The sequence below is a fragment of the Streptosporangium sp. NPDC020072 genome, assembly GCF_040631445.1.
GTDB lineage: Bacteria > Actinomycetota > Actinomycetes > Streptosporangiales > Streptosporangiaceae > Streptosporangium.
In genome coordinates this window covers 1-22348 of the sequence record NZ_JBEYAB010000020.1, presented here as the reverse complement: position 1 = coordinate 22348, position 22348 = coordinate 1, and the positions used below count along the sequence as shown (strand labels likewise).

The 22348-nt window shown below is 70.9% G+C and carries 18 protein-coding genes; 7 read left to right on the top strand and 11 right to left on the bottom strand.

Features of this window, described 5'->3' with window-relative positions:
- Positions 1-33 precede the first annotated feature (33 nt).
- Positions 34-402 (top strand): transposase, encoded by a 369-nt coding sequence (locus ABZ470_RS36890; RefSeq protein ID WP_362917334.1) that lies wholly within the window; start codon positions 34-36, stop codon positions 400-402.
- Here ABZ470_RS36890 and ABZ470_RS36885 read toward each other — a convergent pair.
- Positions 329-901, bottom strand: coding sequence for a hypothetical protein (locus ABZ470_RS36885; RefSeq protein ID WP_352012870.1), 573 nt, complete (start codon positions 899-901; stop codon positions 329-331). The genes ABZ470_RS36890 and ABZ470_RS36885 overlap by 74 nt on opposite strands.
- A 141-nt stretch (positions 902-1042) precedes the next feature.
- Between ABZ470_RS36885 and ABZ470_RS36880 the strand changes: the two genes are divergently transcribed.
- Both ABZ470_RS36880 and ABZ470_RS36875 read left to right on the top strand, forming a co-directional pair.
- Positions 1043-2269, top strand: coding sequence for a histidine kinase (locus tag ABZ470_RS36880; protein WP_362917332.1), 1227 nt, complete (start codon positions 1043-1045; stop codon positions 2267-2269).
- Positions 2270-2708: 439 nt separating this feature from the next.
- Positions 2709-3350: a response regulator transcription factor gene (locus ABZ470_RS36875; protein ID WP_352012868.1), complete on the top strand. Its 642-nt coding sequence runs from the start codon at positions 2709-2711 to the stop codon at positions 3348-3350.
- Between the two features lie 597 nt (positions 3351-3947).
- Here the strand turns inward: ABZ470_RS36875 and ABZ470_RS36870 are convergent.
- The gene (locus ABZ470_RS36870; protein WP_362917330.1) at positions 3948-5252 is read right to left on the bottom strand and encodes a hypothetical protein; all 1305 of its coding nucleotides are present in this window, start codon (positions 5250-5252) and stop codon (positions 3948-3950) included.
- Positions 5249-5722 (bottom strand): SigE family RNA polymerase sigma factor, encoded by a 474-nt coding sequence (locus tag ABZ470_RS36865; RefSeq protein WP_362917328.1) that lies wholly within the window; start codon positions 5720-5722, stop codon positions 5249-5251. Before ABZ470_RS36865 ends, ABZ470_RS36870 begins: the two co-directional genes overlap by 4 nt.
- Before the next feature lie 106 nt (positions 5723-5828).
- Between ABZ470_RS36865 and ABZ470_RS36860 the strand changes: the two genes are divergently transcribed.
- Both ABZ470_RS36860 and ABZ470_RS36855 read left to right on the top strand, forming a co-directional pair.
- Complete coding sequence (locus tag ABZ470_RS36860) at positions 5829-7007, top strand: esterase-like activity of phytase family protein (RefSeq protein WP_362917326.1); 1179 nt, start codon at positions 5829-5831, stop codon at positions 7005-7007.
- 162 nt (positions 7008-7169) lie between these two features.
- Entirely contained in the window at positions 7170-7979 is an 810-nt protein-coding gene (locus tag ABZ470_RS36855) for a type IV toxin-antitoxin system AbiEi family antitoxin domain-containing protein (protein WP_362917324.1), read from the top strand.
- Here ABZ470_RS36855 and ABZ470_RS36850 read toward each other — a convergent pair.
- The 6 genes from ABZ470_RS36850 to ABZ470_RS36825 form a co-directional block, all read right to left on the bottom strand.
- Entirely contained in the window at positions 7960-8241 is a 282-nt protein-coding gene (locus ABZ470_RS36850; RefSeq protein ID WP_362917322.1) for a hypothetical protein, read from the bottom strand. The genes ABZ470_RS36855 and ABZ470_RS36850 overlap by 20 nt on opposite strands.
- Positions 8238-15893, bottom strand: a complete 7656-nt coding sequence (locus ABZ470_RS36845; protein WP_362917320.1) for a nucleotidyl transferase AbiEii/AbiGii toxin family protein — start codon at positions 15891-15893, stop codon at positions 8238-8240. Before ABZ470_RS36845 ends, ABZ470_RS36850 begins: the two co-directional genes overlap by 4 nt.
- A 1-nt stretch (position 15894) precedes the next feature.
- On the bottom strand, positions 15895-16257 hold the full coding sequence (locus ABZ470_RS36840; RefSeq protein WP_352012861.1) for a hypothetical protein: 363 nt from the start codon (positions 16255-16257) through the stop codon (positions 15895-15897).
- A complete protein-coding gene (locus ABZ470_RS36835; protein ID WP_352012860.1) occupies positions 16244-16687 on the bottom strand; it encodes a YbaB/EbfC family nucleoid-associated protein in 444 nt (147 codons plus the stop codon). Before ABZ470_RS36835 ends, ABZ470_RS36840 begins: the two co-directional genes overlap by 14 nt.
- Before the next feature lie 99 nt (positions 16688-16786).
- Positions 16787-17179: a hypothetical protein gene (locus ABZ470_RS36830; protein WP_362917318.1), complete on the bottom strand. Its 393-nt coding sequence runs from the start codon at positions 17177-17179 to the stop codon at positions 16787-16789.
- Complete coding sequence (locus ABZ470_RS36825; RefSeq protein WP_362917316.1) at positions 17176-18042, bottom strand: SseB family protein; 867 nt, start codon at positions 18040-18042, stop codon at positions 17176-17178. Before ABZ470_RS36825 ends, ABZ470_RS36830 begins: the two co-directional genes overlap by 4 nt.
- Positions 18043-18339: 297 nt before the next feature.
- Here ABZ470_RS36825 and ABZ470_RS36820 point away from each other — a divergent pair, with 297 nt between their 5' ends.
- Positions 18340-19089 (top strand): SDR family oxidoreductase, encoded by a 750-nt coding sequence (locus ABZ470_RS36820; protein WP_362917314.1) that lies wholly within the window; start codon positions 18340-18342, stop codon positions 19087-19089.
- A gap of 163 nt (positions 19090-19252) precedes the next feature.
- On the opposite strand, the gene ABZ470_RS36815 is transcribed toward ABZ470_RS36820, so the two are convergent.
- Together ABZ470_RS36815 and ABZ470_RS36810 are read right to left on the bottom strand one after the other, a co-directional pair.
- The gene (locus tag ABZ470_RS36815) at positions 19253-19675 is read right to left on the bottom strand and encodes a YjdF family protein (RefSeq protein WP_362917312.1); all 423 of its coding nucleotides are present in this window, start codon (positions 19673-19675) and stop codon (positions 19253-19255) included.
- Between the two features lie 149 nt (positions 19676-19824).
- Positions 19825-20454, bottom strand: a complete 630-nt coding sequence (locus ABZ470_RS36810) for a histidine phosphatase family protein (RefSeq protein WP_362917310.1) — start codon at positions 20452-20454, stop codon at positions 19825-19827.
- A gap of 139 nt (positions 20455-20593) precedes the next feature.
- Here ABZ470_RS36810 and ABZ470_RS36805 point away from each other — a divergent pair, with 139 nt between their 5' ends.
- Positions 20594-22150: an alpha/beta hydrolase gene (locus ABZ470_RS36805; protein WP_362917308.1), complete on the top strand. Its 1557-nt coding sequence runs from the start codon at positions 20594-20596 to the stop codon at positions 22148-22150.
- The last annotated feature ends 198 nt before the right edge of the window (positions 22151-22348 follow it).

Sequence of the window (22348 nt, the reverse complement as noted above, 5' to 3'; positions counted from 1 at the left end):
TAACCCGACAGATAGCCTGGAAGAGGTAAACGCGTGACGCGACGTCGCAGGCAGTTCTCGCCCGAGTTCGGAGAGGAAGTCGTCCGCATGGTGCTGGACGGCCCTCGCTCCGTCGCCGCGGTGGCCCGGGAGTTCGGCATGAACCGCCACTGGATCAACACCCGCAAAGTCACCTGTCCGGAAACCCCCAGGTACCCCACCAGCGAACGGAGCCCTTCGAGAGAACAACCCGGGCCCCAGGCAGCGGCACCCGCCGAGAGAACGACTTCCCCGTCACCCGTTGAGAACGCCCCCGAAAGAACAGCCCCCATGGGAGCGCCCCGGGTCCTTACCGAACGGAGTGGTCCGAGGGAACGGAGTTCTCCACAGGGGCTTCCTTCTTGGGGAAGAGGGTGTAGCTGAGGGGCCACAGGAGGGAGATGAGGACGATCCTTGGGAGGACGCTTCCGAACTCCAGCAGGCCGCTCGCCTTCGACCAGTCGCCGACCAGCCAGCCCAGGCCGTACAGCACGGCGGCGGCGATGGCGCAGGCCAGGACGGTGCGCAGCCACATCATCCATTCGTAGCGGGCCCTGGCCTTGCCGCCGGGTGGGGGCTTCCAGGGCGGCGGCCCTCCGGCGAAGCGGTGGGCGAAGCGCTGGTCGGCCCACTTGAGGGTCCGATGACCGAAGACGATCGAGTAGGCGAGGTAGCCCGCGGCCAGACCGTGGCGCCAGTCCGCCTCGGCGCCGCCACGGATGTCGACCACCGAGGCGGCCAACAGGATCACGTCGAGCAACGGCACCGCGAGCAGCAGGGCCGTACTGAGACGTCTCATGCGCAGCAGGTAACGCGTGACGAGACCGAGTCCGAGAAGAACCCAGAAGCCGATCTCGCAACCGATGATCACCGCCAGAACCATGGTTCAAGGATCGGCGCGCTCCCCCGGTTCGGACATCGTCTGCGCTGACGAAGTCCGTGGCCCCGCCTACATCCTTGTGTGTACGACGAACCCGCCCGCCGCCGGATGAGTCGCCGGCCTCGGGATGATGGGATGGAACCCATGAGACGGGACGCCCTGTGGGCCGTGATCGCCCTGGTGATGGGGCTGATCCTGCTCGCCGCCGGAGCCTACAACCGCCAGCCGTTGTCGGCCGCCCTGGCGGAACTCGTGCCCTTTCTGCCCTCGACCGTGCCCGTCCAGTTGCTTGCCGTCCCGCTGCTGCTCACCTGTCTTGGCGTCGTGGTACGGCGCAGCCACCCGGTGAGCGCTCTCGCGCTGGGCACGACGGGGATGACGCTGGATCTGATCTTCGGCTACTCCCTGGGCACGATCGTCGTCTTCACCGACAACCTCTACTCCGCCGCCCTGTACGGGCCGGCCAGGTTGGGCAGGTGGATGTTCGGCACCATCTCGGCCCTGGCGATCCTCATCGGCTGCGTGATCGCGATCCTCTCCCATGACGTGAGGGTCTTCGCCATCGCCGCGGCGCAGTTCGGCCTGCTCGGCACCGCGCCGGTCGTCAGCGCGCTCATCGTCAGGCAGTTCAGGACCCAGGCCGAGCTTGAGCGGGCCAGAGCCGAGCAGGTCGCGCGGCTGGCCGAGCTCGACCGGCGGGAGGCGGTGGAGGCCGAACGAGCCAGGATGGCCCGTGAGCTGCACGACATGATCGCCAACCACTTCAGCGCGATCGCCATCCAGTCCACGGCGGTGCTCTCCCGCAAGGATCTCGACATGGCGACCGTCCGGGGCGTCCTTGAGTCGGTGCGGGAGAACAGCGTCCAGGGCATGGCCGAGATGCGTTCCATGATCGGGCTGCTCAGGCAGAGCGGGGACGGGGAGAAGGCCGAGGCGATCCGGCGCCGGGTGGCGGAAGTGGACGAGCTGGCGACGCGGGCCCGGGAGGCGGGCCTGGACGTACGGCTGCGCGTCGAGGGCGAGCCCAGGGAACTGCCCGCCGCCGTCGATCTCGCCGGATACCGGATCATTCAGGAGTCCCTGACGAACGCCCTCAAACACGGCGAGGAGAAGGTCGATCTGGTGGTCGAGTACGGCGCCGGGACGATCACCCTGGTCGCCGACAACCCGGTGGGAGCGGCCAGGAGGGCCTCCAGGCGGTACGGTTCCCCCGACCTGCCCAGCGCCGGAGCCGGGATCGTCGGGATGCGGGAGCGCGCGAGCCTGGTCGGCGGCTCCTTCGAGGCCGGGCCGTACGAGGAGGGCTGGCGGGTCCACGCCGAACTGCCGACCGAGGAGTCCTCGGTACTGCCTGGAGGGATGGTGTTGTGACAACCTCCAGGACCGAGTCGGACAGGGGAACGAGCCCACGCCGAACCGGCGACCGTACCGCCCGGCGGCAAAGCGCCGTGACGGCCTCCGAGGCCAGTCCGAACAAAGCACACCGAACCGGCGACCATGCCACCCGGAGAAAAAGCGCCGTGACGACCACCAGGGCCAAGACTGACAAAAACGCGGGCCCACGCCGAACCGGCGACGATGCCGCCCGGAAAAAGGGTCCCGTGGCGGCCTCCGAGGCCAGGCCGCACAGAACACACCGATCCGCCCCGCGGGAAAACATCGTGGCGACCCCCACGACCAGCCCGGACAAGGACACAGGGTCACGCCGGACCATCGGCGATGTCGCCCGGAGAAAGAGTGCCGTGGCGGTCTTTGGGGCCGGGGTGTGCGAGCGTCGGAGGGTGTGTACTGGGCCCGGGGGGAGGGTGTTGTGACGGTCAGGGTTCTGGTGGCCGACGACCATGCGGCGGTGCGTAGTGGGATCGTGCTGATCCTCGACGGGCACGACGACATCGAGGTGGTCGGTCAGGCCGAGGACGGCGAGCGGGCCGTGGCGATGGCCCGTGACCTGCGGCCCGACGTGGTGCTGATGGACATCAGGATGCCCAGGCTCGACGGGATCTCCGCGACCCGCGCGCTGAGCGGGATCACGGACGTGCTGATCCTGACCACGTTCGACCTCGACGAGTACGTCTTCGGCGCGCTGCGGGCCGGGGCGGCCGGTTTCCTGCTCAAGAACACCGACGCCGACGGGCTGGTCGAGGCGGTGCGGGTGGTCGCGCGGGGGGACGGGCTGATCTCCCCGACGGTGACCCGGCGGCTGATCGCGGCCTTCAGGGGGGCGGTTCCGACGCGCGGGCCGGTCCCGGAGGTCGGCGGCCTGACGCCGCGCGAACGCGAGGTGCTGGCGTGCATCGGCCGGGGCCTGTCCAACGCGGAGATCGCCGTCGAACTGGACATGGCGGAGGCGACCACGAAGACCCACGTCAGCAGGCTGCTGAACAAACTGGGCCTGCGCAGCCGCGTCCAGGCCGCGATCCTCGCCCAGGAGCTGTCCCCCGACATCTCCTGATATTTACGGCCTCGCCCCTCCCAGTACAGCTCCCGTACGGGACCGCCCACTTTCAATACGGCGCGCCCCTTTCAGTACGGCTTCGCCCCTCCCCATCCGCGTCCTCATACTCCCGTCAGGCCGGTTGACCTCTCTCCCGCGCCCGCCCCACCCGTGACAACCGCCCGGCCCGCGATGGTGACCGCCCATTCCCCTCATCACGACCGTCCAGCCCGCCAGAGTGACCACCCGGCCCCCACCACGACCACCCGGCCCGCCAGAGTGACCGCCCGGCCCCGATGGGGAGGGCCGGGTGACACGGAGAACCCGGCCCTGACGGCCACCCGGCCCCTTGTGGTGACCGCCCGGCCCCCATCCACGACCACCCGGCCCCCGCGGGGAGGGCCGGGTGACGCGAAGCACCCGGTCCTGACGGCCCCCGGCCTCAGTGTGGGCGGAACGCCGGGGCGCCGGACGATGCCGGAACCTGTGTCCTGGCCTCCGTGTGGACGAACCCCGAAAGGGTCGGGGACGGCCTCGGGAGGCATCGGGGGTGTCTGGCCTGGTTCCTTCGGTCGTCGGCGTCCTGTCGGTGGCCGGAAAGAGCGTGGTGACGAGTCAGGGGGTGAGGATGGCCAGGAGGTTGACGACGAGGTATTTCTCCGTCGTGCACTTCTCCTCGCACGTCGGCTCCGAGGCGTCCGGCCCCTTCGGGATGGTCCCCTTGGGGGTCGTGTAGAGGACCGAAGGGAGCGTGGAGGACCTGCCGACGCCGTACCAGCCCTGGTCCTTCGTGGTTCGCTCACCGAATCCCGCGGCCTTGTCGGTCTCCGGGTCGTAGAGGACCGACAGGTGGGGGCTCGGACCCTGGGCGGGGCCCAGGAAACCCGTCGTGAGCATGCGCAGAGGAGCCGCCGACGGACCGGAGAAGGCGGATGGGATCCTGCGGTCGCTTCCGTCGACACGTTGCACGATGTTTCCCTCCTTCGTCAGGCCGGAGCACCAGACGGGACCGCACCGGAACTGCTTGGCTCCCTCCGGCGGGTTGACGGGGAGCGTCTGCCCTGTGGAGAGGTTGACCAGTTTCGTCTGGTTCCTGTCGTCGTGCAGGGAGACGTCGGACGCCCAGGGCCATGAGATCAGCGTGAGTCCCTCCGCCCCCGGAACCGGCTGGGGGGCGCCGCCCTCCAGTGGCATGCGATACACCCCGCCGCCGCGTACCGACCACACCAGGGAGTCCCGCGTGACGCCGAACCCCTCCACCTTGGCGAGCGCCCCCGTGACCTCGCCGACCTGCCTGGCCGTACCGCCTGTTCTGGGGGCCACCCAGAAGTCGGCCCACGTGTCGTCGTCCTGGACGTCGCCCCACCAGGCGATGGTGTCGGTCCCCACCTCGATCCTCTGGACGTAGTAGTTTCGCCTGCCCTCGGGCGAGGGTAGCCGGACGAGTGGCTCGCTGTGGCCCGTCGTCGTGTCGTAGGTGTCCAGCCTGGCCGCCCTCTCGAAGGAGGACTCCGCGATCAGCAGCAGCGTCGTCGGGCTCAGTGCCGCCGCGGGCTGGTACGTCAGACCGTCCGCCGCTTTCGTCGGAATCCTGGACACCGCCTTGGGCCAGACCTCGGAGACGGGACGCGGGACGGGCCCCCTGGAGACCTCGACCGTGCCGGGGGCCTCGGAGGCGCCCGCGAACACACCGCCTTCCGGCCCGCTCCCGCCGGGAAGGACGCCTCTGATCACCCAAGGGCTTGTCGCGATCGCCACCACGGCCGCGCAGGCGAGCGCCACCCGCGCCCTGTGGGTGCGCCGTCTGGCCTGGACCCCTACCCGGACCGCCCCGGTCAGGTCCCGGGTGAGGGCGGGCGCGTGGTCGGCTGCGTCGGCCAGCACGCGAATCAGGTCCGCCTCGTTCCTGTCGTTCGTCACAACGCCTCCGCCTTCACGGGGGTCATCCGGACCCTGAGCTTTTCGAGGGCGCGGAACGCCTGGCTGCGCACCGTGCCGCGGGAGATGCCGAGCAGGTCGGCGATCTCCTGGTCGGAGAGGTCCTCGTAGTACCGCAGGACCAGCACGGCCCGTTGTTTCGGCGGCAGCCCCCGCAGTTCGTTCCACAGGCCGGTCTCGTCCGGGTGGACGTCGGCGTGGGCTCCCTCGGGGACGGCCGCGACCAGCCGTTCCCTGCGCAGCCTGCGCCAGATGCTGATGTGCAGCCGTGCCATGGTCGTACGGACATATCCCTCCGGATCATCTTTTTTCTTGATCCGGGGCCACGCGTTCCCCAAACGCATCAACGCCTCCTGGGTCAGGTCGGCCGCGTCCTCGGCGTTGCCGGTCAGGACGTATCCGTACCGGTACAACGCGTTCCCGCGCGCGGCGACGAAATCGGCGAATTCCACGCTCCAGGGACGTATGACCCCGCCCATCTGTTGCACCCCGGATTTCTTCTCCGTACGGCCCGCGGCGCACCACCGCCCGTTCACACGCGATGCCTAGCGTGCCGCCATGAGACGACGCATGGCGATCACGGTCGGCGCCGCCGTACTGGCGCTGACGATGTCCACCCCCGCGGTGGCCGACCACCGGCCCGATCGCGGCAGGGCCGTGCTGACGGGGTTCGCCTCGCTGCCTGCCCGGACGTTCGTGCCCGGCAGCGAGCCCTCGGGCGCCCAGCTCGGCACGGTGCCGGTCAACGGGGTGACTCCGCCCTTCCCCGGGCAGCCGGTGCAGGGCTTCAGCGGGGTCGTACGGCGTGGCGACGGCACCTTCGACGTGCTGTCGGACAACGGCTACGGCGCCAAGGCCAACAGCGCCGACTTCCTGCTCCGGGTCCACCGGATCAGGCCGGACCTCCGGCGGGGGACGGTCAGGGTGCTCGGCGGGTTCGACCTGAGCGACCCGGACGGCCGCGTGACCTGGCCGCTGACCCGCCCCGACCGGAAGCTGACCGGCGCCGACTTCGACGTCGAGTCGATCGTGCGGACCTCCGACGGGACCTACTGGATCGGCGACGAGTTCGGCCCGTTCCTGCTGCACTTCTCGGCCACCGGCAGGCTGCTTGAGACGCCGGTCCCGCTGCCCGGTGTCAGGGCGCCGGAGAACCCGTCCCTGAACGGCGAGCAGCCGAACCTCGCCTCAAGCAAGGGCTTCGAGGGCATGGCCCGTTCGGTCGACGGACGCACCCTCTACCCGCTGCTTGAGGGGACCGTGGCGGGCGACCCCGCGGGGACACTGCGGATCAACGAGTTCGACCTGCGCTCGCGCTCCTACACCGGCAGGCGGTGGACCTACCGGCTGGAGAGTCCGGGCAACGCGATCGGCGACATGATCGCGGTGGACAGGAGCCGTTTCCTGGTCATCGAGCGGGACAACCTCCAGGGGGACGCGGCGGCGTTCAAGCGGATCTACCAGGTGGACCTGCGCGACGGGCGCAAGACCCTGGTCGCCGACCTGCTCGACCTGGCCAACCCGGCCGGGCTCGGCGGGTTCGGGGAGACCTTCCGCTTCCCGTTCCAGACCATCGAGGACGTGGTGATCCTCGACGACCGGACCCTGGGTGTGCTGAACGACAACAACTTCCCGTTCTCCGCGGGCCGTACTCCGGGCGAACCCGACAACGACGAGTTCATCACCGTACGGCTGCCGCGCCCGCTGAGGGCCGACCCGCGCGTCCACCGTTCCTGATCCCGCCCCCGCCCCCTCGCCCAAGGGGGCGGGGCCGTGTGACGTACGGCTCTCCGGCCTCCCTGAAGCCCCGCACGGCGGATCGCGCGTTAGGTTGGCCATCGACGGTTCACTGCGTGGACATCGTGAGGACCACGAAGACGGGCGGGAGACGGTGGAGGAATGATGTGGGAAGAGCGGTTCGCCGAGCTGTCGGCCGTCGCCGCGCGCCAGAACGGGATGGTCACCGCGGCGCAGGCGGCCAGGGTCGGCGTCGACGACCGGGGGCTCGCCCACTTCGCCGCCTCGGGGCTGCTCGTCGAGCTTGACTGGTCGGTGTACCAGCTCGCGTGGTCGTCGACGGGGCCGCGCTACGCCTACCCCTACGCCGCCTGGCTGGCGCTGCTGCCCGAGCTCTACCGCTGGGAGCGGCCGCGTTCGGCCGACGAGGACGCCGTGCTCTCCCACGAGTCGGCCTGCCGCCTGCTGGGACTCGGCTCGGTCGCCAGTCCTCTGATGATCTTCACCTCCCCCGAGACGCTTGAGGCGCCGCGGGCGGTGAAGATCCACCTCGCGCGTCTCACGCCGGAGGAGGTGACCGTGGTCGAGGGAATCCCGGTGACGACCGCGCACCGCACCGTCGTCGACCTGGTGGCCGACTGGACCGACCACGGCGACCTGCGCAGGGTCCTCATGGACGCCGTGCTGAAGGACCTCGTCGACCTGCGCGCGCTCCACGCCGACCTGGCCCCCCTGGCGGAGCGGCACGAGTTCCCCGGCGACGGCGCGCGGTTCGTCGAGTACTTCATCCCGGACCTCGACCCGGCGACCCTCTCCCCACGGAACCGGCGGGGTCACGCCGCCCTGGTCCACCCGGAGCGGATCGCCGCCGTCGAACCGAGGGTGGCCCACATGCTCACGGAGGCCGGGGCCGTACCCGACGAAACCCTGAGCCGGGACATCGCCGCGGAGATCATCTCCCGGGTGGGTTAGGCACCGGCTCGTCCGGATACAGGTCCCCCCACAGTCGCCGCAGGAAGCGTTCGGCGCTGCCGTCGTCGTACCGGACAGCCGTGTACAGCGACGGCGGCACCTGGTCCGGGTCGGTGAGGGCACGGCGCAGTTCCGCCTTGAACAGCGCCATCTCCCGGTCGCCGGGCCGTACGGCCAGCCGTCTCAGGCTGTCGTAGGCGCCCTGGTCGGCCTCGGGGTGACAGTAGGTGGCGCACACCCGCAGCAGCACGGAGTCCGTCATGCCGGGTCCGCGAACATGGTGGTGATCTCGTAGCCGTCACCTTGACGGTTCGGCTGGAAGAAGTACTGCATGCTTCCCCCCTCCATGCTCGCGATGGGCACGGCCTGCGGCTCGGGGCCGGTCGGCCTGCGGTCCTCCGGCAGGTTCGCGGGGTCGCGGCGCTCCATGACCCAGGACGCCCGGTTCGAGATCGCGGCCTCAAGGCTACCGTTGAGGGGCACGATCCTGTATCCGGAGAAGTACAGGTGGCCGTCGGGGCCGAGCAGTTCCTCGATCGGCACGGTGACCCGGTCCGGACGCCTGTCGGGGTCGAACGGCGTCGTCAGGGCGTTCCGCACGGCCGGGTGCTCGATGCTCCGCGCGACGGCGACGGCGAACGCGACGGGGTCGCTGATCGCCGTGGCCGCGTCGGCGCAGCCGTGCTCCCTGTCCCCCGGCTTGAACGCGTCGGTCGAGCGTGCCCGCTCCCCCTCGTCGAGCTGCGCGGGGTCCTCCAGCCAGGTGACGCGGCGTTCCAGCCTGCCGTCCGCGGCGAAGCCCTCGTGCCGGGCGAGGTGGTGTCCCTGCCCCTGGTCGACGGCGACCAGGACACGCTGGACGGCCGGGTCCAGGCCCGCGACGCCGGCGAGCCACGGCCGGGTGGCGACGTTGTCGGCGATGTACCGCGCGGCCTCCTCCGGCGTGACCTCGGGAAGTCCCGCGACGGTCGGGTCGAAGCGTTCGAGCACCTCCCGTGGCGTCGGCTGCCCCTCGGCGATGGGAATCTCCAGCCGTTCCGCGTACGGCCGGACGGCGTTGCCGGTCGCCCTGTCGATCTCCTCCCCCAGGGTGAGGAGTTCCGCCGGGGTGAGCTGGAACAGCCGTAGCTCCTCCAGCGCCCGCCGGGCCAGGTCGGGCGAGGCGAGCAGCGGCCTGAGCGCCTCGGTGACGGCGACGCCGCGCTCCTCCTGGGCGGTGTCGTAGGCCTGGGCGATCCGGGCGGCGGCGGGGTCGGTCTCAGTGTTCGCCGACGTGTTCGCCGGGGAGGTCTCCAGGCTCAGGACCGCGTAGGGGTGCGCGAGGGACAGGCCCTCGTACTCCTGGTCGGCGATGAACTGCGGTTCCAGCACGCCGAGCAGGGCGAGCCGTACGCCGTGCCACTTCCTGCCGACCTCGTCGGGCGTCGTGGCGTCGGTGCCCAGCCACAGCCGGAGCTGGTCGGCGTAGTAGGCGCTGCGCCTCCAGTCCTCGGCGGTCCAGTCGATCCACTCCTTGCCGTCGAGTGAGGAGCTCCGGCCGAGCCGCAGCGGCCACTGGTCGAGCTGGCCGCTGCTCACCAGCCGGGCGATCCGGTCCACGGTGACCGCGAGCCGCGCCGAGTGGTAGACGGCGACCGGCTGCCCTCTCCGGTTGGTGGGGTCGGACAGGTCGGGACCGAACGACACCCTCCGCATCCCGGTCAGCGGGGCGGGACTCGTCTCCTCGACGACGAACCTCGTGACGGGGCGTCCCATCCGGTCGAAGAGCGGGTTGCCCTGGTCGTCGAGGACCTGCTCCGGCCTGCCGAACGTCCAGTCCTGCCAGTAGAGCAGCCAGCGGTTGCCCTTGTTCCCGTCGTGTTCCAGGGCCTCGAAGTAGACCGTGGGCACGCCGAGCATCGCGGGGATCTCCAGCGCCCCGCTCTCCATGCCGATCTGGACCACGTCGTGCTGGGCCGCCAGCCGGGCGAAGAACAGGCCCTGTTCCGCGTAGTTCAGGGCCACCCCCTCGTTGTGCTCCGGCTTCCAGAACTCCACCAGCGTCCGGATGTCGACGCCGTCCAGCACGCCCTCGCGCCGCCAGGCCTCCTCAAGCCCGGGACGACCGGCGAAGACGTCGTCGCCGAGCAGGACGACACGCCGCCCCGGGTGCCGTTCGCGCAGCGTCTCGATCGTCTGACGCAGGATCTCGGGCCGGGTGTCCAGGTGCGGGCCGTGCCTGCCGCCGACCGGCTGTCCCCTGGTGTCGCGCACCCAGAGCAGGGCGTACTCCTCGGGATTCCCGTTGGCCGCACCGAGCCGGTCGACCACCGCCTGCGCGCGGGCCGTACGGCGGGCGGCGCTCTCCTCGTCCGGCCCGAGCATCCTGTCCACCATGCGCCGCCTGGCCTGCTCGGCGTCGGTCTGGATCGCCTGCAGCGTGAGGAGCTGGGCCCGCATCCACTGGGTCTCGGCGTAGTGGCTCTTCTGACTGGTGTTGGCGAAGGCCAGCCGGACCCGGTGCGGCTCGATGCCGTAGTCCTCGATCAGACGCCGCCGCAGCTCCAGGGCGTCCTTGAGCGGCTGGGCGTGCAGGTCGACGAAGTGGTCGGCCAGCGTGGCGGGGTCGAGGTCCGTGACGTCCGGGGTCTTGAGCAGGGCGCGCAGGAAGGCGGCGTTGGCCTGGTCGGCGGTGAGGCCCGCCGGGAGGTCGCCGAGGAAGGCCAGGTGGGTCTGGTGGGAGTCCCACTGGTAGGTCTTGAAGCCCCGGTCGGGTTCGAAGGCGATCTCGACCGTCGTCTCCGGGTCCGCCATCAGCGCCGCCGCGTGGCTGTACAGCTCGCCACGCTGGTGCGCGTAGAAGCGCAGGTGCTTGTAGTTCTCGTTCTCCGGGCCGGGGACACGGGTCAGTTCCGTGTAGCCGTTGTCGTACATCAGCCGGCCCTTGACGAACTCCGCCTTCTCCTCGGGGGAGAGGTCGGTCCGTTCCTTGAGCAGCCGCAGTTCCTCGTCGAGGCCTCCCCGGGTCAGGTGGTCCCACCGCTCGACCATGTCGGGGTCGGCGTGGACCGTGGACGCCGGTGCGACGCTGGGGCCCTCCAGCTGCCGGACCCTCGGCGTTCCCGTGGGGGCGGTCGACTCCCCGGCGTCGGTCATGGGAGCGGGGGTCGTCCCGTCGGTCTCGACCCACTGGCGGGTCTGCGGGTCCCAGCGGCTGGCCGGCGGCGCCTCCGGCCGCAGGAGGGGGTCGAGGAACGCCTGCGCGACCGGGATGGCCTCGGCCAGCCCGCCGTACGGCAGGCCGGGTGTCGTCCTGGCGTACTGGTCGAACTTCCTGAACCAATCGGGGTTGGGGATCTCGAAGGACTCGGGCACCTTCATGTTCTCGCCCTGTTCGAGCCGCCAGGCGAACTCCGCGTGCAGCATGGCGTGCGTCGCGGGCCCGTCCCACGACGAGCTCAGGATGATCATCAGGACGTCGACCAGGTCCTGGCACCGGTACGGCAGGTCACCCGACTTGCAGCTGAACAGGCCGCCCCCACGGGCGGTGCAGTCGAGGCAGCGCGTCTCCAGCGTCCTGATGCCGTGCGTGTAGATGCCGGAGACCTTGTGCGCCAGGGTGTCCTCGTAGGAGATGACCCTGATGGCGGGGGCCTCGTCCGGGTGGCCGGTCGACATGATCTGCGGGGGGAAGGCGATGAGGTCCGGCTCCTTCCACACGGGCCTGGTGCGCGGCGGGGCGATGTCGACGCTGAGCTGCATGATCTCCATGTCGCCGCAGTAGACCCTGTGCACCATCCTGACGGCCTTGCCGTGCAGGATGGGGACCTTCGACACCCGCTCGAACCGCAGCATGTCGCCGTGGTCACGGGCCAGCGCGGCCTCGTACTCGGCGGCCATCACCTCGGGGTCGGTGTCCCCCGAGATCCTGACGAGGTCGATGTCGCTGCTCGCGCGCCCCCCGGGGTTCCTGGAGAGCATCGCCTGGCCGCCCTTGAGCATCCAGTCGTCGGGGTTGGCGGTGAAGATCCTGCCGAGCGCGCGCTGGAGGGTGAACTGCTGGAGCTCGTCGAGCACCCCCGTCCCACGGCGGTGCGCCTCGGCCCGCACCTGGTTCATCAGGGTGTTCCAGAACCTCTGGAAAACCCTGGGATCGTTGTCCGCGCCACGGGAGTCGTCCGGGCTGAGGGCGGACCGCATGGCGAGGGCCGGGTCCGTCGCGACCTGGGGGATCCTGATCCCGGCGCGGCGGAGTTCGAGGACACCGCTCAGCGAGCCCCGGCGTTCGAGAACGGCCCTGCGCGCGGTCTGCCTGCCTGTCTCCCCCGGCCTGGGCGTCACGTCGGCCACGATGCCGGCCAGGGTGTGGATCTTCCGGTTCTCCACCGTGGTGTCCCGGTCCCGGCCGAGCAGTTCGTTGACCTGTTCGGCCAGCGCGTCCAGCCGTGGCGGGGTGTCGCCGAGCAGCAGCTCGGACAGGCCCCGCAGCCGGGCCAGTTCGGTGGTGGAGAAGGAGTACTCCGGTCCGGTGTCGTAGACCTCCTGCGCCATCCGGACCAGCGCGTCGGTGTAGGCCAGGTGGTACGGCGTCAGCGGCCCCTCATCGGCGAAGAGGGCGTCGGCGCGCTCCAGGAGCCTGAGGTGCTCAAGGAGCGGACGGTCTCCGGCGGGGAACTCCTCAAGGAGCGTCCGCAGGTTCCCCGGCAACCGGCCGGGCTCGTAGTCGGGCCGCGACCACTCCTCGGGCCGGGTCTCGTCCTGAGTCTCGGGCCGCGTCTCGTCCTGGGTCTCAGGCCGGGTCTCGTTTCGCGTTTCAGACTCGGGGCCGGGCCGGGTCTCGGGGTTGTCGGTCGTGGAGTTCTCAGGAGCGAGGTTCTCGGTCGTGGAGGCCTCGGGCTCGGAGTTCTCGGCCGTGGAGGACGTGGAGTTCGCGGATCCCGAGGTCGCGGGCGCGGTCTCGGGGCGGGCGGTGAAGGCTCCGCTCTCCGGCAGCAGGCCGTAGACGTGCTCCAGGTGACGGTCGCGGAGCCCGACGGCCTCCGGCACCGGGTGACCGTCCCGGTCGAGCACCGGGTTGCCCCCCGACCAGAGGAGGACCGTGTGTCCCAGCAGGTTGGCATCGCCCCGGACGCCCGCCGCGCCGAGGTCGGCCCGGTTCCCGTCACGCGCGTCGACGTACTCGTCGAGCATGCCGAGCAGGTGCATCGTCTCGTGCGCGAAGACCACGGGCGGCATCTCCGCGTACCAGCTCGTGTGGTCGATGGGGGCGCGGGAGCGGTAGTCCGCCAGCTGGTCCAGCGGTGCGGTGATCACTTCGCCCTCGCCCGACCAGCTCTGGAGGTCCGCGAAGTCGAAGGCGCGGACCCCGGTCCCGGGGTGCAGGTGGACGACCTCGCCGGTCGGGGCCGAGTCAGGCGCGACCACGAACTCCATCCGCACGTGCAGTTGAGAACCGTCAGGCAGCCGGTGCTGGTGGTTGCAGTAGAGGTCAACCCCTTCGAGCACCCTGGCGTAGGCGGCGGCGATCTCCTCGGGACTCATCCGGGGATCGGCGCGGACGCTCACCCGGACGGTGATCTCGGTGACGGGACGCCGCTGTCCCCGCCACGGGACGGACAGTCTGCGCGCCTCCAGGCGGACCGCCCCCGAGGCGTGCGGGACGGTGACCGGTTCCGGGGCGACCGATCCGCGCAGCCCCTCCCAGTCCCTGGCCGAAGGCACCTCGCGGGGGTCGTGGGCGTTGGCCAGCGTCTGCTCCGGTCCCGAGGCGGGCTCCACGTTGAGCTTCGGTACCCGGACCCCGTGGTCGATCTCCTCGGGCGGTGCGGGCCGTCCCCTGTTGATGAGGGCGTCGATGCTCCCCGCGGGCCGGATTCCACCCCTGGAACCCACGAGCGGTACGGCGGCCCCCGGCGTGCCGTCCGGAGCCGTCCGCGCGGGTGTCCCGCCCGGCACCGGGTCGCCCTGCTGGTCGGCCACGGGTGCGGAGGCGGACGGGGTCGGTCCGGCGAGCGCCGTGTTCCCCTGCCCACCGGAGGACGGACCCGCCGGGCCCTCCGGTGCCGTCGAGGTCTCTGGTGCCGTCGAAGTCGCCGGGGCCGTCGAGGTCGCCGGGGCCGTCGTGTCGGCCGGGTTCGCGGCGGCGGTCCCCTGGTGACCGGTGCTCGCCGGGCTCTGCTGGCTCTGCGGGTTCGCCGGGTTCTGCGAGGTGGGGGACTGGGTGGTCGAGGTGGGGTCGGTGACGTCCGGTGCGGCCGCCTGGTCGGGGCGTCCCTGCTGTTCCGTCGTGGTGGCGCCGTTCCCCTGTGTCCCCCCGGCCTGCGGAACACCGCCCGTCTGCTGCGTGTCCGGGGAAACCTGCGCGCCCGGGGGAACCTGCGTGTCCGGGGCGGCCTGCGTGTCCGGGGCGGCCTGCGTGTCCGGAGCGGTGTCCGAGGCAGCGTCAGGGGCAGTGTCCGGGGCAGTGTGCGCGGTCGGGGAGACGTGCGTGGTCGAGGAGGTCTTCGTCCCCGGGGAGACGTGCGGGGCCGTACCGGGGGAGGCGTGTGTACCCGGCGGGGTCGTGGAAGTGGAGGAGGACTTCGGCGTGGTGGGGGAGATCGGCCCCTGCACCGGCCCCTGCGAGGAGTGCGACCCGCTCCCGGGTCCGTTCCCAGGTCCGCTCCCGGGCCCGGTTCCGGGGCCGGTCCCCGGGCCGCCCCCTGAGTCGTTCCCGGGAGCGCCCCCGGATGACGGGTCCGTCCCGACGCTCGCCAGGTCGGTGGCCGCGGCGGCGTCGATGGCGGAGTTCAACGCGCCCGCCGGGTTCACGAACGCCCCGACCACGTCGGCGTTGAACGGGCTGACCGTGTTCGTCCGGCCTGCTCCGCCCATGAAGCCGCCGACAAGCGAGTCGGCCGTCGGGGGCGCCCACTGCCCGTACACCAGGCCGTTGGCGACGAAGCTGCCCGCGGGCGAGGCCACCACGTTGTTCAGGCCGGTGTTCAACGCCCGGCCGGGGAAGCGCTTGAAGGCGTTGCCCCATCCCGGCAGGTCGCCCGCGCTCCGGTTCAACTGGCGGATGCCCGGCAGTCTGTTGGTGAGCCCGGAGACCGAGCCGCCTATCTTGGTTCCGACGACCGCGCCCGCGCCGGCGCCGATGACGGCGGCCATGGTCTTGTTCCAGTCCCAGCTCTTCCTGGTGCCCAGCTGGATCTGCTTGTACTGGGTGTAGGCATCGATGAAGGTCTCTTCACCGATCTCCTCGAACAGCTCGCGGGCCAGCGCGCCGGACAGCAGTTTGCCCCCCGCGCCGCCCGCCAGGGTGGTCAGCTTGCTCGCCGCGGCGACCCCGGCCGGGCGTGCCGCCATGATGCCGAGGCGGGTGAGGATCTTCCTGATCACCTCCCGCAGGGCCGTCGCGGTCGAGCCGACCATCGGGGTGGTCGTCCCCGCGGAGAAGAAGGCCGCGAGCAGCGCGATGGCGATCGCGATGACGGCCACCCAGAAGGCCACGTTGATGGAGATCTTGGAGTACTGCGTCTCCAGTGCGAAGGCGTCCGTCTGCTGGGCGTACCGGTGGTGACCGGCCATCTTGGACAGCACGCCGGTCTTCTCGTCGTACATCTGCCCGATTCGGTAGAACGTGACGGGCTTGACGGGGGCCTCCCAGTCCGCCGCGATCGTCCGCACCGCCGTACTCGTGGGCTCGAAGGCGGCCGCGTAGACCTCGACGGCCCGCCGGTGCACCTCCCGCAGCTTCCACAGCCCGCTCTCGCTGGCCTCGGGCCAGGCCTGTCCCGACATGAGCATCGGGATCAGCCAGTGGACCACCCAGTCCGGCAGCTGTTCCGTCTCCCACACCGGCCGCACGTCCGTCGCGGACACGCCGCCGAAGTCGTTCTCGGACGACAGGTCACTCGACGTCTGTGAGTTGACGTCCCCCCTACCGGCCATCTCAGGCCGTCACACGTCCCTGGGCCACTGCCTTCGCGTGGCGGGTCATGTCCTCGACGTTCCTGGCGTCGGCCGCCCGGGAGTTGGCGATGGTCTTGCGCAGCAGCGTCCCGGCGTCCGTGATGTGGCCGACCAGTTCGGCTCCCGTCTCGACCAGCCGGTTGGGGCCGTCCCCCTTGAGGTACTGGGCGGCGAACGCCCGCCCCTCGGGGCCGTTCCCCCACGGCGCCGTCGCGTTGAGCGCCTTCAGCTCGGCGGACACCGGCGACAACGCCTCGCTGAGGTCGGAGGCCATGGTGTCCCACTGGGAGATCCCGTTCTCGATGACCGCGCCCAGGTAGAGGACGGGCTCAGAGGTCGCCACTGGTCCTCCCCGCCATCATGCCGGCCAGCTGGTCCATCATCTTCTCCACGTCGCCTTCGATGTAGGCCCGCATCTGGTCGGCGGGGACCAGCGGCTCGAACACCTCGACGACCTTCTGCTGCGCCTTCTCGCCCGCGCGGTGGACGGTGTCGGTGATGGTGTCGGCCAGGGCCCTGGCGTCGGGGTGGCGGTAGATCCTCGGGTCGATGTCGAGCCGGACGAGTTCGCCGCGCGAGTTCACCGTGACCGTGATCAGGCCGTCCTTGGACCTCTCGGTCACCTGTACGGCCTTCGCGTTCCGCAGCAGGTCGAGTCCCTCGTCCTGCAGGCTCATGAAGGTCCGACGCAGTTCGTCGGCGTAGGCCTGCATACCTGTCGCGTCCGCTCTCTCGACCGGCTGCACGTTCTCCCCCGTGGTAAACGCTGTCACTGTGTTCACTCGAACAACACGATCAAGCTACCTAACGTCCACCACAAAGTTCGCTTCTGTTATTTAAATCACAGAACAACAACAGAAGCCGTACATAAGTCACGAAATCGTGACAGAACGCGCCTCTTCCCTCGCATTCCCCGTTTCCGCGCGGGGGGTCCAGCGGCGATAAACTCCCCGCTCGACCCTTTCGAACCCCAGCGAGAGAGCCACCGGCGCCAGACCGCCGGGATACTCCAGCAGCACCTCGTCCTCCCTCTCGCCGACCACCAGGAAGGGTTCGCCGCGCCATTCGCAGACCGTCGTCACGAGGTCGATCCGCTCGCACTCCCCGGCGGGCACCACCACGATCCACCGCCCGGCGACCACCTCCTCGGCCCCCTCGACGGCGTACGGACTCCACAGACGCAGCCACAGTCCGTCCCCGCGGAGTTCGGGAGAGGCCCGGTAGGGGCTCCCGCGCCAGTGGGCCCGGTAGAAGGAGCCGGTCACCGCGCCGCCTCAAGGAGAATCCATCCTCCGAGGTCCCCGTCGTAGACCGCGCGCCGCCGGGTCACCCCGTCGTCGCCCAGCTCCACGATCTCCGCCCCGTACGGCAACGCGACCCCTGCCACCTTGTACTCCCTGATCGTCTGGTCGACGTTCGGCACCAGCCCCAGCCCGACGAAGGGCGGCTCCTCGACCACCCACCCGCCCACGGCGCGCATCGTCTCCTCGTCCACCCCGCCGTAGGGCGTCCGGTAGAGGTCGAACCCGATCGCGGGCCAGCGCAGGACGTTCACCGATCCGCTATCGGTGATCATCTCCTCCTGCAGCAGGGCCTCGGCGAGCACGGCCGGCGTCGCGATGTGCGCCACGTCGAGGGCGTGGTGACAGTATCCGGACACACTCGGCGCGCCGTCGTCGAGCAGCGCCCGGATCTCCTCCGGCCCGACCAGTTTCTGCACGATCGGGATCCCCGGATCGACCGCGTTGTCCTGCGCGAGGGTGGGCGCCGCGAGCCGGGCCACCGTACCCGACTCAAGGAGGAAGGAGGGCTCAAGCCCCGGGTTGACCGCCAGTCCCCAGTGGGGGTCGGGCCATCCCGCGGCGAGTTCGGCCATCAGGACGATCCGGTGGTCGCCGACGGCTCCGCCGGTGCCCGCCAGCAGCGCCTCCTGTGAGGTGTAGGCGATCAGCCAGGTCCGTTCGTCGTCCGTCCAGGTCGGCCAGGCCACGGGCTCGTCCCCCGCCGCCGCGGCCCTGGAGATCGGCATCGCGAAGTCGGCCGCGGCCAGCAGGCCCAGGCACCGGGCGAGGTTCCCTCCTGTCTGCGCCGCGTGGAGCCGCTCTTCGAAAGGAGTGAACCGCCACATACGGCACACCGTAGTCGAGGGAAGTCCGCGGGCCCTCCCCGGCAGGAGGGGAGAGCCCGCGGGGTCCAGATGCCCGCCGCCCCTTTGTGCGAAACGCAAATTACATATATGGGGCGTCCGTTACAAGCCTAATTCGAACAGCCGTTGACAGTGCCCGAGGGGAGCGGAGTATGGAGGGGCGGGGTCAGGCGCCGCCCGCACCAATGCCGGACACCCGGGGTACCCACCCTGGCGACGTTCCTCCCCTGCCCCGATGCTTCGATGTTGCGAAGCAAACCAATCGGTTAAGGGGTTTTCATGGACCTGGGACTTGACGGCCGTACCGTGATCGTGACCGGAGCGTCGGGCGGCATCGGCCGGGAGGTCGCGCGGGGTTTCGCCGCCGAGGGTGCCGACGTGGTGCTCACCTATCGCAGCTCACCCGAGGAAGCCGGGCAGGTGGCCAAGGAGATCGGGGAACACGCCCTGGTCGTCCCCTACGAGCTCGGCGACCTCGATTCGGCCCGCGCCGTGGTCTCCGCCGCGCTCGACTGGACCGGCCGGATCGACGTGCTGGTCAACAACGCCCTCTTCACCTGGGGATGGGAGCCCGGCGAGTCGTTCGACAAGGTCGAGGAGGACGCCTGGCGTGAGATGGTGCGGCGCAACGTCGAGGGCTACCTGGAGCTGAGCAGGCTGGTCACCCCCGGGATGCGCGAACGCCGTTTCGGACGCCTCGTGCACATCTCCAGCGGTCTCGTCGACGAGGGCATGGCCGGTGCGGAGTACTACACGACGGCCAAGGCCGCGGTCCACGGGTTCAGCCGGTCCGCGGCCTTCAGCCTCGGCCGGGACGGCGACATCCTGTCCAACGTCGTACTGCCCGGCCTCACCGCGACCGCGCGCAACGAGGAGCGGATCGAGCCGTTCAGTCAGCGCTACATCAACCTGTCGGCCGTCGGCCGGCTGCTCGACGCCCGTGAGGTGGCCAACGCGGTCGTCTACCTCGGTTCGGCCGCCAACACCGGCATCACCGGCCAGACCATCTCCGTCACCGGCGGCGTCTGACCCGCGCGTCCCCGGCGGCGACGCCCGAACCCGCCGGGGACGCCGGTTCCTCGGACAGGCGGCGAACCGGACAGGCGGCTCTCCTGGCAGGCGGTGAACCGGTGACGCGGCCGAAACCGGGGCGGGCGGTGAACCGGTGACGCGGCCGAAACCGGCCCGCCGGTCAGGTGTCCCGGTGCCGTTCGACGCGCTTGCGCCTGGCGACCTCGCGCCTGTACTCGGCCAGTTCCCGCTTCCTCTCCCGCTGGTCGGTGGCCGCCTCACGCTTGCGGCCCTCCAGCTCGATCCGCATCGCCTCCTGCGAGGCCGTACTCCTGGTGGAGACCCGGGCGGCCTGGCGGGCGGCGAGCTTGGCGGCGCGTTTGGGGTTGACCCGCCGCTCGGCGCGCTCCCCCGCCGGTACGGCGCGCGACTCCGCGGTCCGCGCGAGCAGCGCGCTACCGTGCCGCATCAGGAACTCGTACAGCTCCGGGTCGGTCGGCTCAGAGCCGAGGACGAACCGCGTCACCCGCAGTTCGTCGCCCTCGACCATCTCCAGGACACCGACCCAGAAGGGGCCCTCGTAGTAAACGGCCAGTGAGATCACAACGCCCTCCCAGGTGTATGCCGACGAACGGTCTGACGAGACCGTTTCCGGCACACCGGACATCCCTGGAGAGGGCGGTTACGAGAGCGACATGCCCGGGCTACCAACCGGACCGCGTTTTCGTGTGCGGCCCCATGGTACGCCCCGGATCAGGTGTCGTTGAAGCGGGTGAGCGTCCACCGGGGCGGCGGCCACCGGCCCGGGTCCTCGTCGGTGACCCACTCCGTCACGGAGGCCGGGGAGACCTCCAGGTCGAAGGGCCGGTAGGCGGGCAGCAGCCCGAACACGTTGAAGGAGACCTCGACCGTCTCCGCGTGGCCGACGACGATGACGGTCTCACCGCGATGGCGGTAGGCGAGGTCGGCGACGGTACGGCTGACGCGCGTCACCAGCTCGGCCCAGCTCTCGTTGCCCACCTGGAAGGGCCGGTGGACACCGCCGCCGTCGGCGTGGAAACGCCGCAGGAACTCCTCGCTCGGCAGCCCGTCCGCCTCCGGCGGGATGTGCCAGGTGCACAGCCCGCAGTCCTGGAAGTCCTGGGAGAAGGGCAGGCCGCAGGCCGCAGAGATCGCGGTGGCCGTCTCGACCGCCCTGGGCAGGATCGAGGAGTAGACCGAGGTTCTGGCCTCCCCGATCTCGGCGGCGAGCCGCCTCCCGAGCCGTTCCGCCTGCTGCCTGCCGGTCTCGGTGAGCCCCCGGCAGCCCTTCGGGCCGCCTGTCACCCGCTCGTGCTTGTGCAGGGAGTCTCCGTGTCGCACGAAAAGGACGCGGGTCCGCATGATCTCGATCATGCCGGCCTTCGTGGGGCGAACGAGAGAGGAATGTCCATATGGTCGAGTTCCATCGACCATATGACCGATCATGATCGACCGCGCGGAACCTAGCTTCGGGGTGACGACATTCGACAGGGGGCTTTCCGTGCGTGCACGAAAGATCGTCACAGCCGTCGCCGCGGGGGCGACGCTGATGACGGGGATGGCGGTCACCGGCCAGGCGTCAGCGGACGCCGCGGACCTCACAGGGGCCGCAGGAACGTTCCACCGCCAGACACTCACCTGGCACGGCTGCAGGACCGGGCCGGACGACGAGACCGGCGAGAAGCTGGACGCGGCGGGCGCCCAGTGCGCCGAGGTCACCGTCCCGCTGGACTACCGCGACCCCCGGGGGCGGACCATCTCGGTGGCGATCTCCCGGATCAGGGCGACCGACCCGGCCAGGCGCAGGGGCGCCCTGCTGATCAACCCCGGTGGTCCCGGCGGGAGCGGGGTGCCCCAGGTGCTCCTGGCCGGGTACATGCCCGCCGTCGCGGCCCGTTACGACCTGATCGGGATGGACCCGCGCTTCGTCGGCCGCAACAGGCAGATCCGTTGCCGGTGGACGACCGACACCCCGACCCGGTCCGCCGGTCCGACCCGCCGCACCTTCGACGAGAGCGTGACCCTCATGAAGGAGCTGGCGGACGGGTGCGCCCAGGGCGACCGTGACCTGCTGCCCCACGCCACGACCCGCAACACCGCCCGCGACATGGACGTCGTCCGCGAGGTCCTCGGCGAGCCCAAACTGTCCTACCTCGGCTACTCCTACGGCACCTACCTGGGCGCCGTCTACACGCAGATGTTCGGCTCCCGCGCCGACCGGGTCGTGCTGGACAGCGCGGTCGGACCGGACGTCTACGGCCCCGACCTGCTGTCCGAGAACGGCCCGGCGATCGCCGCCGCGCTGCGGAACTGGGCGTCGTGGGCCGCCGCGCGCGACGCCGAGTACGGCCTGGGCACGACCGAGGCCGAGGTCCTGGCCACCGTGGAGCGCGTCAACCAGGCCGCCACCCGGCGCCCGCTGCGGGTCGGCCCGTATCGGCTCGGCTTCCAGCACGTCCCCTACCTGCTGTTCGTCCGCCTCTACGACGACCGCCCCGAGGCGTACGCCGGCCTCGCCGCCGAGGTGCGGGTGCTGGCCGACGCCGCTCGGGGGAGAACGGTCACCGTCCCGGCGTCGTTGAAGGAGACGCTCGACGGCCTGTTCACCGGTTCGGGGTCGGCGGAGGACCGGGCGGGGACCCCGATCATCTGCGCCGACAAGCCCGCCACCCGCGACCCGCAGTCCTACTTCCGCGACATCCAGGCCCACCGCGCCGACGAGCCGCTGTTCGGGCCGATGACCCGCAACGTCAGTCCCTGCTCCTTCTGGCCGACCGCACCGGTCGAGGCGCCGACCACGATCGGCAACGACGTCCCGCTGCTGGTCGTCGGCGCGACCGGCGACCCGGTGACCCCCTACCCCGGCCAGCGGGCCATGCACCGGGCGTTGACCGGTTCCCTTATGGTCACCTTGCGCGGCGCCTACCGTCACGGCGCCTACCTCGCGGCGGGCGACACCTGCGTCGACGCCACCGTCAACCGGTATCTGGTCGACGGTGTCCTGCCCGGCGGTGACACCGTCTGCGACAGGGACGGTGCCCCGGCCGGGCGACGGTGAGCCGTGCCCGTGTCCCACGGTGGTCCGGCACTCGTGGGACGCGGGCACCTTGACGTGTTCCGCGGGGGCGAACCCAGGGGGGGGCACCCGCGAGAACTCGAGGACCGGTGGCGCGCGGGGGGAGGGGGCCCCGCGGGGGGCGGCCCCCCCGGCGGGCCCCGCCCCCCCCGGCATGGTGGTGCCGGGCCCCTCGCCCCT